The 11,606-nt window shown below is 32.2% G+C and carries 10 protein-coding genes; 7 read left to right on the plus strand and 3 right to left on the minus strand.

The features are described 5' to 3' along the window. The first annotated feature begins 214 nt into the window (after positions 1-214). The 3 genes from I6U48_RS28655 to I6U48_RS28665 are packed head-to-tail and all read left to right on the plus strand — an operon-like array spanning position 215 to position 4,428. A complete protein-coding gene (locus I6U48_RS28655) occupies positions 215-2,305 on the plus strand; it encodes an FAD-dependent oxidoreductase (protein WP_218323929.1) in 2,091 nt (696 codons plus the stop codon). A gap of 16 nt (positions 2,306-2,321) precedes the next feature. Continuing rightward, complete coding sequence (locus I6U48_RS28660; protein ID WP_218323930.1) at positions 2,322-3,425, plus strand: NADH-ubiquinone oxidoreductase-F iron-sulfur binding region domain-containing protein; 1,104 nt, start codon at positions 2,322-2,324, stop codon at positions 3,423-3,425. A 46-nt stretch (positions 3,426-3,471) separates the two neighbouring features. Then, positions 3,472-4,428: a flavodoxin family protein gene (locus tag I6U48_RS28665; protein ID WP_218323931.1), complete on the plus strand. Its 957-nt coding sequence runs from the start codon at positions 3,472-3,474 to the stop codon at positions 4,426-4,428. A 79-nt stretch (positions 4,429-4,507) separates the two neighbouring features. Here the strand turns inward: I6U48_RS28665 and I6U48_RS28670 are convergent, their stop codons facing one another. Together I6U48_RS28670 and tnpA are read right to left on the minus strand one after the other, a co-directional pair. Continuing rightward, the gene (locus I6U48_RS28670) at positions 4,508-5,119 is read right to left on the minus strand and encodes a TetR/AcrR family transcriptional regulator (RefSeq protein WP_218323932.1); all 612 of its coding nucleotides are present in this window, start codon (positions 5,117-5,119) and stop codon (positions 4,508-4,510) included. A 797-nt stretch (positions 5,120-5,916) separates the two neighbouring features. After that, positions 5,917-6,066, minus strand: coding sequence for an IS66 family insertion sequence element accessory protein TnpA (gene tnpA, locus I6U48_RS29960; protein ID WP_246615608.1), 150 nt, complete (start codon positions 6,064-6,066; stop codon positions 5,917-5,919). Between the two features lie 448 nt (positions 6,067-6,514). On the opposite strand from tnpA, the gene I6U48_RS28680 reads away from it, so the two are divergent. Then, on the plus strand, positions 6,515-7,054 hold the full coding sequence (locus I6U48_RS28680; protein WP_246615609.1) for a DUF2284 domain-containing protein: 540 nt from the start codon (positions 6,515-6,517) through the stop codon (positions 7,052-7,054). Positions 7,055-7,161: 107 nt separating this feature from the next. Here the strand turns inward: I6U48_RS28680 and I6U48_RS28685 are convergent, their stop codons facing one another. Next, positions 7,162-8,067 (minus strand): LysR family transcriptional regulator, encoded by a 906-nt coding sequence (locus tag I6U48_RS28685; protein ID WP_218323933.1) that lies wholly within the window; start codon positions 8,065-8,067, stop codon positions 7,162-7,164. Positions 8,068-8,462: 395 nt separating this feature from the next. Here I6U48_RS28685 and I6U48_RS28690 point away from each other — a divergent pair, with 395 nt between their 5' ends. From I6U48_RS28690 to I6U48_RS28700, 3 genes are all read left to right on the plus strand, one after another. After that, positions 8,463-9,746 carry a DUF362 domain-containing protein gene (locus tag I6U48_RS28690; RefSeq protein ID WP_246615610.1) on the plus strand — a complete coding sequence of 428 codons (1,284 nt, stop codon included), beginning with the start codon at positions 8,463-8,465 and terminating at the stop codon, positions 9,744-9,746. A 2-nt stretch (positions 9,747-9,748) separates the two neighbouring features. Beyond that, on the plus strand, positions 9,749-10,024 hold the full coding sequence (locus I6U48_RS28695) for a hypothetical protein (RefSeq protein ID WP_218323934.1): 276 nt from the start codon (positions 9,749-9,751) through the stop codon (positions 10,022-10,024). Between the two features lie 251 nt (positions 10,025-10,275). Continuing rightward, positions 10,276-11,478 carry an MFS transporter gene (locus tag I6U48_RS28700; protein ID WP_218323935.1) on the plus strand — a complete coding sequence of 401 codons (1,203 nt, stop codon included), beginning with the start codon at positions 10,276-10,278 and terminating at the stop codon, positions 11,476-11,478. Positions 11,479-11,606: the final 128 nt, after the last annotated feature.

Here is an 11,606-nt window from a genome sequence, read left to right on the forward strand (position 1 = left end):
TTTTATTAAAATATCTTAAATAAAGTATTGACAATTAATGCAGACTGATGGCTTGCGGCAAAGCCGCTAAATAAAAAATAATTAAAGCTTTTCTGTAGCGACAGCGGAAGAAAAGCAACCTTCATTGTCCTCTGTCCTCTGTCAATTGTCCTCTGAAAAAATTTTGCGTCGCATAATTTTTATATTGTGACAGTCCATGTTGGAGGAAAAATATATGAAAATAGTTATTGAAGGAAAAGAAATAGATGTCAAAGAAGGTGTGTCAGTATTAGATGCAGCTCTTGAAGCTGGGATTTATATTCCACATTTATGTAAACATCCTGATTTGGAAGCGGTAGGTGGCTGCCGATTGTGCTCTGTGGAAGTTGAAGGAATAGAACATGCCGTACCGGCCTGTAAGACAACAGTTGAAGAAAATATGGTAATTAAAATAAATTCTGAAAAAGCAGATAAAACGAGAAAAATGGCTATGGAACTAATTCTAGCAACACACCCAGCTGATTGTACAGGATGTCCTAAATATGGTAAGTGCGAATTGCAGTCTATATATCAATATATGGGAGTTGGGCCAGAAAAATGGAGAAAGAAATCAAGAACAGTACAAAATGATGAGAGTAATCCTTTGATTCAACATTTATTTACCAGATGTATTCGCTGTGGAAGATGTATTAGAGCTTGCAGAGAACTTAGAGGTGTCAAAGTTCTAGATTACCAAAGAACAAAAAATGGCATTCAGGTAGGAATTGATGGAGGCAAGTCCTTAGAAGAAGCAGGATGTAAATTCTGTGGTGCTTGTATAGAAGTCTGTCCAACTGGTTCAATTATGGATGCTGTTGGAATGATGAAGGAAGAGGTTTCTTATAGTGACTCTGTAGTGCCTTGTAGAGCAGCATGTCCAGCTCATACAGATGTTCCGAGATATCTTCGTTATATTAAAGAAGGAGATTTTGCTAAAGCAACAGCAGTAATACGTGAGAAAGTTCCTTTTCCAGAAACCCTTGGGAGTATCTGTAATCACGTGTGTGAAGATAATTGTAAGAGAAATGAATTTGAAAATCCAATTTCCATTTGTAAATTAAAAAAAGTTGCAGCTGAGAGTCATGACGAATCATGGAAGAGTAGAGCTTTTAAATCAAAACCAACAGACAAGAAGGTAGCAGTTATAGGAGCAGGCCCTGCAGGATTAACAGCAGCTTACTTCTTAGCTAAAAAAGGTCATAGCATTACTGTATTTGAAGAAAATGGAAAGGCTGGTGGCCAATGCAGATATGGAATTCCAGCATATCGTTTGCCAGATGAAGTAATTGATAAAGAAACTGCTGATATATTAGAGGTAGGAGTAGAGCTTGTAATTAATACCAGGATAGATGCTCCAAAAGAATTATTAGATAAAGGTTTTGATGCGGTACTTGTATCAGTGGGAACTCATGAAGGCAGTAAGTTACCATTAGAAGGAAATGATTTGCAAGGTGTTTATATAAATTCTGATTTCCTAAAGAAAGTACGTCAAGGGGCACCTGTTGAACTGAAGGAAAGAGTAATGGTTTTAGGTGGTGGTAATGTTGCCTATGATTGTGCTCGAACAGCTTTGAGATTAGGAGCTAAAGAAGTCCATATAGCATGCCTTGAGGATATTAATATGATGACTGCTACAAAGGATGAAATTGAAGAAGGCAAAGAAGAAGGCATTATTTTACATGATGCTCATTCATTTTTAAAAATTGTTGGTAATGAAAAAGTAGAAGGTGTGGAATTACAAAAAGTTAGCAAGTTCTATTTTGATGAGAATAGAAAAGCAATTATTGAACTGGTAGAGGATTCTAATGAAGTAATACCAGTGGATAATGTTATTTTCGCTGTTGGACAAAGACCTAAAGGAACAGAAAAAATGGAATTAGAGTTGACTCATGGACCATACCTTAAGGTAAATGAAGCCTTAGAAACTAATATAAAAGGAATTTTTGCAGCAGGAGACGTTGTTACAGGTACAAAATCTGTAATATCAGCAATTGCTGAAGGACGTAAAAGTGCAGAGTCTATTGACAAGTATCTAGGTGGAGATGGTGATATTACTGAAAAATTAATAGATGAAGAAAAAGCAAATTCATATATTGGAAGATGTGCTGGATTCTCTAAATTAGAGAGAACTAAAATCGAATTAATAGATGCAGATAAGAGAAAATGTAGTTTTGAAGCTGTAGAAAAAACACTTTCAAAGGAAACGGCGAGTTGTGAGGCTGGTCGCTGCCTACAGTGTGATTTGAGATTAAATCTCACACAGCCTAAATTGTGGAATGAGTATTAAAGAGGGGGAAAAGAATATGAATAAATATATTATATGTAATGCGGTGCCTACATATAAGGAGGCACCAGTTTCAAAAGATATTTTAAAGAATAGTACCTCTCAGATTTTAGAGACTATCCATTCAAAGAAAGCTGAAAAAAACTATATTATCTTGGATTATAAAGAAAAAGACCTTCAATCAAAATTAGAGACAGAAGCTAAGAATTATCCTGATATGATTTTAGAAACTATACTTGTTGATGGCAGCTTCGGATTTGCGTACAGAAATTCCAGTGCAATTTTAAAGGTAATAGAAGGTGAAAAGCCAATTCCTTCATCTATGGAAGAAAATAAATCAGTGTATACAGTGGAGATGTTGTTAGATACTGATGAAAAGAATGTATATATAGATGGCAGCATAAAGAAAAAAGGAAAATATGTTTTCAAAAAGAAAATAACACCTAGAGAAATTATTGAGTCATGTGGTGTAAAAGGAACATTTAAAGGTATGTACCTAGGTTATCCTATGGCAACTTTACTCGGAGAAGCTGATTTAGATAAAGAACTTAATTTAACTACAGATTATATTTGTATTTTTGACGAATCCGATTGTATTTTAGATAAGCTAAAGAATATTGCAGAAGCTTATACAAAAGAAAGCTGTGGAAGATGTGTCTTTGGCTTTGAGGGAGTGACACAGATAAATATGATTTTATCTGACATTTCACAGAAAAAAGGAAAAACAAGTGATATTGGTCTATTGCTAGATTTGTGTGGTGAAATGAAAAATCAAGTACTTTGCGAGATTGATGGAACCCTTGCGTCTACAGTAATAAGTGCTATTAGCAATTTTAGAGAAGAAATTGAAGAGCACATTACGAAAAAGGTCTGTAAAGCTGCAGTGTGCAGTAAGTTTGTTACTTATCATATCCTTGCAGATAAGTGCATTGGATGTACTGAGTGTGCAGATGTATGTGAGGATGATGCAATCTTAGGAAAGAAAAAATTTATACATGTAATTGATCAAGAGGAATGTACTCAATGTGGAAAATGTGTGGAAGCTTGTGAGGAAGAAGCTATTGTAAAGGCAGGACCTATAAAACCTAGATGTCCACAAAAGCCTATACCATGTAAGCGTTAGATATTAGATAGATTGAATAAAAAGATAATAAAAAGGAGATATAAACATGAGTTTTAAAGTAATGGGAGTTACATCAGGAAGAAAGGATTCAAATTCAGATATTTTACTAAAAGAGGCACTTTTATCCTGTCAAGAACAAGGTGCAGAAGTGATAATGATAAATCTTAGAGATTATAATATTTTAGATTGTACAGGATGTACAGCTTGTACGCACGGTATGTCTCAAGGAAAATATGTTGGTTGTACCTTAGATGATAAAGATGATAAAAAAGCAATTATGGATGTTATGTTAAATCAGGATGCAGTTATTTTTGCAGCACCTACTTATGACTTAATGCCTACTGCAACATTCTTAAAGTTCATGCATAGAAATCTAAGTTATGAATCTGCTTTCTTAGAATCAATTGGTGCCATTGAACACAGAGATAGAGTAGGTGCTTTAATTGCAGTGGGAGGTTCCACTCGTTCATGGCAGTCTATGGCTCTAGAATGTATGCAGGCAACTTGTTTTACAAATGATTTTAAAATCGTTGATATGCTTTTGGCTACTCGTGTACCAGCAGCTAAACAATGTTTGTTACATGATGATATGATTAAACGTGCCCACGAAATTGGCAGCAATGTTATGAAGTCATTGAACACAAAAGTAGAAGAAAGAAAATGGTTAGGTGATGAAAACATGGGATGGTGCCCTAACTGTCACTCTAATGCTTTAATTTTAGGTGAAGTTCAATGGGATGGATTACATTTCCCAATAGAATGTCAAGTTTGTGGAGCTGGTGGAGATTTAGAAAAAACAGAAGATGGAAAATGGGAATTTGTTATTGCTGAAAATGGCTTATGCCGTGACCGTACTACTGTTGAAGGCAGAGAACATCATTTAAAAGAAATTATGCATACACAAGGTGGTTTTTATACACCAGAGAATTTAGCAACTGTTAAAGAAAAGTTTGTTAAATATAAGGATATAAGCTTTCCAACTATTGAAATTGATAGGGAATAAGATTAAAAATATCATGATTAGTGTACTATAAACAAAAATTAATATTTAAATATATAAAAGCTAGTAAATATAAGGTTTACTAGCTTTTATCGCTAATTAAATCGCTTTTAAATGTATTAAAAATCCCCTTTGTCATGTTTTGTATCATAATTTCTGAAAGATGTTCAGCAGATATAGAGTTCTTTAATTCAAACCACCATCGCATGGAGGCCATCATAGTAGCTAGAAATAATTTAGAATAAAGTTTGGAGTAGTCTTGGCTTTTTACATTTATGCCAGCGTTATTTTCAATCTTATCAAATATTTTATTTTCACCAATTCTCAGCATTTCATCAAAGACATTTCTATTAATATCTGCATTCCATAATATAACATAAACTCTCTTTTGAGAAAGAAAAAAAGCTATAGTTTTTTCGATTTGATGGCGATGGGTAATAAGATCAGAACAAGGCAAATCTATAAATTCTGCATCTAAATTTTCATGAAAGTCTTTTAAAACATTATCTATAAATTTATTAAGAAGATCATATTTGTCCATATAGTATTTATAAAATGTAGAACGATTAATTCTAGCTTTTTCTGTAATATCTTTAACTGTTAATTGCTTGAACTCTTTTTTTTCAAGACAATCCAAGAAACTTTCAGAAATAATATCGATTGTTTTTACAATTCTTAAGTCTTGTTTGTTCATAAAAATTCCTTCCTTAACATTATGATAACCAGGCCGACAATTTACTCTAATATGTTGCTTGAATAACAGTTGAAGAGCAGGTGTTGCTTAAGCAACATATGAAGCAAGGTTAATGATTGATGGTCATTTTTTGCTTTGTTATTATTATATCATTGAAAAATAAATGAAGAAAGAATATTAATAATTTATGCTTATTGGAGATTTACTAAGTATTTATGTCAAGGAATGCGATAGGTTTTTAATAGCATAAAAGCGAAAGGATGAATCAAAATGAACAAACAATTTTCAAATTTATTCTCACCAATTAAGGTACGTAATTATACTTATAAAAATCGTATTATAAATGCACCTACCTTATTTGCTGAGTAACATCCCCCTTATATTGTACATGAAGACATTAGAATATAACAAAATTTTAGGTTATATATATTTAAGATAGTATCATTGGAATGGCGTTAAGCAGAAGAGATCGAATCTAAGATATTAAGCACACTTGCCAAAAGAAACAAAGGGGGGGAGTCTAAAACTAGAAGTAAACATTTTGTGTTTACGAAAATCTGTTGCTCCAAGTGCAAGATATATATGTTCAGTCTCATCGGCTATATGGCGCATCATAGTTGCTGCAAAACTTTCATTAGTCCTAATAGAGAATTTTCACTGAAGTTGATTGAAACTGTTACCTGTATGTTTTTGAAGAATACTTGAAAATCATCTGATTTACTGAGATTTGACTTTGGCTCAATTTTATCTAAAATGATTGAAGTGACTTCAGCGAATACCATTTCTTTATCCGACTTTTACATTTTGCTTATTTTATGATTCCAATAATGATACTTATTTTTACTGATTTCATTCTTTTTACACCATTCTGAAACCGACATTCCACTTTTAATTCTTTCCCTAATTCTCTGCTCCCAGAGAAGCAGAGTTTCAGTAGTAGTTCTCAAAATGAAACCTCCTATTTATTTGTGATTTCTGGAATTGGAGGTTTTGCAGGAATTGAGCCTATAGCAATTAAAACAACATCAGGATTCTTTTCTTTAATTAATTCAGGATTTGTTAAGATAGTTTTTTTATAATGCCAAATAAACTTTTGAATATACAAATCATTAGAGATATATCTTAAATAGGAAAATAAGCTTCCTAATGCAAATGAGCCAATCTTAAATAACACCTTATAAGCGTTATTTTTGGACTTAATTCAAAATGACTTTGTTGATTTTAAAAATGTTAAAATGGAATTTGTCGTTTCTGTTTTGTAATTTAACTTTATAATTGTATTGCTATATAATTTTATATATAGAGAGAAAATTGAATTTTACATAATACAATATTAATTATGGAATATTTCTCATAATCTGAACCGACAAAATAAATTATTGGAGGAATTATAAAATGATTGACAAAGAGAAATTGGAAGAATTTTTTAATCAATACGGATTTACTGACTTCAAATGGGTAAATACAAATGATATCATTGTAGCACAGTGGGTTCGTTTTCGTTGTGTGTTTGGATGTCCATCATATGGCAAAAGATGTACGTGCCCCCCTAACGTTCCAAACATAGAAGAATGTAAAAAAATGATATCTGAGTATAAAGATATAGTGGTATTTCACCTTGAAAAGCAATTAGAAAAACCAGAAGATATTAAAGCTTGGAGTAGAGATACAATTTTAAAGCTTCTTAACCTTGAAAAAGAAATATTCCTTTCAGGATATTATAAAACATTTTTAATATCATTTGATTCCTGTAAAATATGTGAAAGCTGTATTGGAAATCGAATAGAATGCAGAAATCCTAAAATGGTACGTCCTGGTGCTGATGCTTTTGGAATAGATGTTTATTCCACTGTCAGAAATATAGGATACCCAATCCATGTATTAAAAGAATATGGTGAAGCTATGAATAGGTATGCTTTTTTACTCATTGAGTAAGTATAATAATGATGAAATAGAACTTCTAAGGATTTTAAAACATAAGGAGTTCTATTTTTTTATTTTGAAGCTAGAATTAATAGATTTCATAAAATGATAAAATAGAGTCAATAATTATTTTGATCTTGGTATTTTAATAAAAGTGTTTCAATAAATTCTTTGCTTCCAGGAGTACAATTGGTTATTTTCCTTAATGCACCTATACTAAAGATTGCATTAGAATCATTTAGATCTATAAATTTAGCAGAATGAGCTCTACATTTTATATGTTTTGGCATAACTGTTACACCAATTCCAGATTCTACCATGATAAGAGCCGTATCAATATCAGAAAATTCATATATTTCATTTGCAGATCGATTGGAATTCTTAACAAAATTTCTGAGGCATTTTGAATAATCAGTAAAGGCAGTGGCATTAGGAAATAATAGTGGATATTCTAATAATTCTGAAAAATCTACTTTTGATTTTTCAGATAGAAGATTAGATTTTGAAACAACGGCTGCGAGTATATCAGGTTTAATTTCTTCAAAGTACCACTCAGGGGGAAATACGGTATTGCTAAAACTGAGTGTTAATGCGATGTCCATGGCATCGTCTTTAATAGCGTGCTCTATTTCTCCAGGGTTTTTACTTGATATTAATGACAAGGTAATATTGGGATATTTTGCTTTAAAGTCTTCTATGCCAGATACCAATTCATGACGTATTGCATTATCCAGATAACCTACACGCAACGTACCTTCCATATTTTTTCTTGAACAAAGTATCTTGTTAGTAACTTCATCATATATAGTAACAATTTTTTTTGCTTTTTCATAGAACTGCTCTCCGCAAGTTGTTAATCGGACAAATTGTTTTGTTCTGATAAATAGCTGAACTCCTAATTCTTGTTCCATTTTTGTTATATGTTTAGATAAGGTAGGTTGAGAAATAAATAAGCGTTCAGCTGTTTGACGGTAATTTAATGTATATCCTAAATCAATAAACTCACGTATATGTTGAGTTTCCATGGTGAAACCTCCTTTAAAAACGTTTTCATAATTTAACTAATTTGACTCTACTAATGTAATTATACTTTAAATTATATATAAAGAATAGAAAATATTCCAATAGGTAATAATTAAATTCTGTTTTGGAATTGCCAAAATGGAATTTACAAATTCTGTTTTACAATTTAACTTTGTGATTATATTGTCATATAATTTAATCAAGCAAGGGAGTGTGTGACATAAGTTTTACATAAAAAATTATGTTAAAAAGTTTTAAATAGCTTGAGAGTATAAATCTTAAAATGTAAATGTTTAAATATTGCCATAACACTTCAATTGCAAGTAAGGAAAAGCTGCAAGATAACGTGATAACATGCTGTATTAAAAATATTTTCTAAAGAATTTGGAGGTGCCAAATGAAAATGACCAATAAAAAGTCAATAGTTGCAGTTGCAAAAGAGAATGAAATCCAAGACAGTGTTACAAAAGTATTTGATTTACTTGGTGGGGTAAATAATATGCTTGAACCTAATGCTACAGTAGTAATTAAACCAAATGCAGGACATGCTAATCCGCCTGAATCATCGGTGTGTACAAATCCAGAAGTTTTAAGAGCTGTTATCCGTGAAGTAAAGAAAGCAAATCCTAAAAGAATAATTGTTGCAGAAGCAGCAGCTATAGGCTGTGATACTATAGAATGCTTCAAAGTATCTGGCATAGAACAGGTTGCTGTTGACGAAGGTGTTGAACTTATAGATATAAAAAGGGATAAGGATCTTATAACTGTACCTGTAAGAAACTATAAGTCGAATATTAAGTCAGTAAAATTACCAAGATTTTTATTAGAAGCTGAACATATCATCAATCTTCCAATATTAAAAGCGCATGCAAGTATGGTATTTAGCGGTGCATTAAAGAATATTAAAGGAACTGTTCAGGATAAGGTTCATCTAGATATGCACAGGCAAAACCTTGCAATGGCAATGATGGATGTATGGTATGCAGTAAGAGCAGATATTAATATTGTTGATATTATTAATCCAGCAGGTGGATATGGACCACACACACCAGTCCCATTGCATGTAGGATGCATTCTTGGGAGTTATGATCCAGTTGCTGCAGACCTTATATCTTGCGATATAGTTGGAATAGACACAAATAAAGTTGATTATTTTAAAGTCGCTGCTGAAGCTGGTTTTGGAACAATTGACAGAGAAAATATTGAAGTTATAGGAAAATCAGTTGAAGAAGTTTATACCAAGATGTGGATTCCATATATCGGTGGAATGAATAGATGGCCTGAATACAACATTCTTGCTGAAAACGCTTGTTCAAGCTGTCAAGCATTGCTTTCTCTTAACATGGAAGAGTTAAAAGCTATAGATGAATATGAAAAGAATTCAGGAATGACTGTTGTAATCGGAAGAAAAGATTCAATTCCAGAGGATATCCCAAAAGAAAAATTAGTTTTACATGGAAATTGTACAAGAAAATGGAAAGATAGAGGTATGTTCATAGAAGGATGTCCTCCTGCAGAACCATGTCTCTATATGACAATAAGTGATGGAAAAGTTGTAGATGGAAAAAATGGTCAGCTTGGAGAATATTGTAGGCCAAGAATGGCTAAAGACGCCCCTGTATGGCAAGAGTATGTAAATAAAAAAGCAGAAGAATTTTATAAAGAACATGGGAATAAATAAATATGTATGAGTATGTAGAGTACACAGAGAAATTAAAATCTCTTTTAGAAGACATTTTTAATGAAGAATTTATGCAGGACAATACTCGATTCAGTGGGTTTGAAAGTTTTAAGTATTCAAGTGCAGTATTTATAAATTGGGATGCTGATCAACTTATATACAATAAAGAAGTGTTTGATAATTTTGTTAAAGAAAGCACCAACTTTTCTTCATGGGAGGAAATGGTGCAAGCTGGTACTTCTAAATATTTTAATATAAAGAAACAGGGAGGAATTTAAAAATGGGAAAACAAGTATTAATCGGACGTACCAGATAGAATTTATAAATATGGTGTTGTTTAATTAAGGACAAACTGATATAGATGCAAAAGAAACATTTGAAAAAATAAATAGGGCTCCCATTAAAGGGAGTCTTTAATGTATGGAAATAAAAAGATAAAATAAGAATATCTGTAAAGGGATAGACGTTATAGAATTTTGATGAATTGTAACATTAAGTACAAAAATATAAAAAGGATGTGGTTCAAATTATGGAAAATACCAAAAAAATTAGTACATTCTCATTGTTTTGTGTATTAATAATTGCTGCAGTTTATAACTTTGAAAGTGCTGCTATCAATCCGGCTCTTGCAACAATAATCTCAGCATTTCCAAATGAAAATATTACGAAGGTTACATTTATATCCACAGTTCCATTTATTACATCAATGATTTTTAGCGTTGTTTCAGGTAAACTTACGGAAAAGTTAGATAAGAAAAAAATAGCAATATTTGCACTTGCACTATACGCTATAACTGGTATGATGCCAGCATTTTTATCAAATATAAATATAATATTGCTAATGAGATTGTTAACTGGTGTAGGAGTAGGTCTTTGTCTTCCAATTCCAGCGATGATTATAGCTGAATACTTTGTTGGTCCTAAAAGAGAAAAAGTTATGGGCTACATGAATGCAGTATTTAATGTTGCAAATGGTTTGATCAGTATAGGTGTAGGTCTGCTATTGGGCTTTGGGTGGAAAGTATCTTTTTATTCTTTTGCAGCCATTTTTGTAATAATGCTCTTAGTTGTAATTGGTTGCCCAAGCTCAACTCCGAATACAGAACTTGGTACAAGAGGAAAAACACAAATAAATATGCCTATCCCTATGTATGCTTATAAGATGTTTGGATGTATGACATTCCTCTGGATATGTTTTGGATGGATGATATTAACTTTAGCAACTTTCAATGCTGAAAGAGGGATTGTTCCTATGACCATTATCGGTATTATGTGTGCTCTTCCTGGGACCTTGAATGCTGTTGCTGCATTGGTTTATCCTTACATATGTAAATATAAGTATGCATTTATTACATTCTCACTTGCTGTTTTAGCAACAGGTTTTGTATTCATGGCTAATGCTCATTCATCAACATTCTTGGTTTTGGGATGTGTTTTTATAGGATTTGGCCATGGTTTGCTTATACCTTATATTACAACATGCACAGCAACGAATGTTCCTCTAGAAACAAGGGACAGATCTCTTGGTCTCGTGCAGTCTGGAATTCACGTTGGCTTACTATTAGCAACATTTTTAGTTACCTGGGTGCTTAATATGGCAGTTGGAGAACCTTATTACTTTACTTATAATGTAGCAGTGATCATTATTTTTGCATTAGCGGCAGCATTCCTTATTGCTGCAATCGTAACAAAAGGAAAAGCGACAAAAGTTGAAATTACTAATGGTGAGTAGATCATAGTTTTTAAATGCTCATGTGTAAAGAACTTAGATACACCAAAGATCAAACGTTAGTGGAAAATTTTAGATGTATAAAAAAATAGTAAAAATTAGGAGGAAACAAAAAAATGGGAAAAAAAGTA

Origin of the sequence: Clostridium thailandense (assembly GCF_019207025.1) — a bacterium.
Classification (GTDB): domain Bacteria; phylum Bacillota; class Clostridia; order Clostridiales; family Clostridiaceae; genus Clostridium_AM; species Clostridium_AM thailandense.

What these genes read in the sequence shown, in the direction of transcription:
- I6U48_RS28655 (WP_218323929.1), top strand. Translation starts at nt 215, where the DNA reads ATGAAAATAGTTATTGAAGGAAAAGAAATAGATGTCAAAGAAGGTGTG.
- I6U48_RS28660 (WP_218323930.1), top strand. Translation starts at nt 2,322, where the DNA reads ATGAATAAATATATTATATGTAATGCGGTGCCTACATATAAGGAGGCA.
- I6U48_RS28665 (WP_218323931.1), top strand. Translation starts at nt 3,472, where the DNA reads ATGAGTTTTAAAGTAATGGGAGTTACATCAGGAAGAAAGGATTCAAAT.
- I6U48_RS28670 (WP_218323932.1), bottom strand. Translation starts at nt 5,119, where the DNA reads ATGAACAAACAAGACTTAAGAATTGTAAAAACAATCGATATTATTTCT.
- I6U48_RS28680 (WP_246615609.1), top strand. Translation starts at nt 6,515, where the DNA reads ATGATTGACAAAGAGAAATTGGAAGAATTTTTTAATCAATACGGATTT.
- I6U48_RS28685 (WP_218323933.1), bottom strand. Translation starts at nt 8,067, where the DNA reads ATGGAAACTCAACATATACGTGAGTTTATTGATTTAGGATATACATTA.
- I6U48_RS28690 (WP_246615610.1), top strand. Translation starts at nt 8,463, where the DNA reads ATGAAAATGACCAATAAAAAGTCAATAGTTGCAGTTGCAAAAGAGAAT.
- I6U48_RS28695 (WP_218323934.1), top strand. Translation starts at nt 9,749, where the DNA reads ATGTATGAGTATGTAGAGTACACAGAGAAATTAAAATCTCTTTTAGAA.
- I6U48_RS28700 (WP_218323935.1), top strand. Translation starts at nt 10,276, where the DNA reads ATGGAAAATACCAAAAAAATTAGTACATTCTCATTGTTTTGTGTATTA.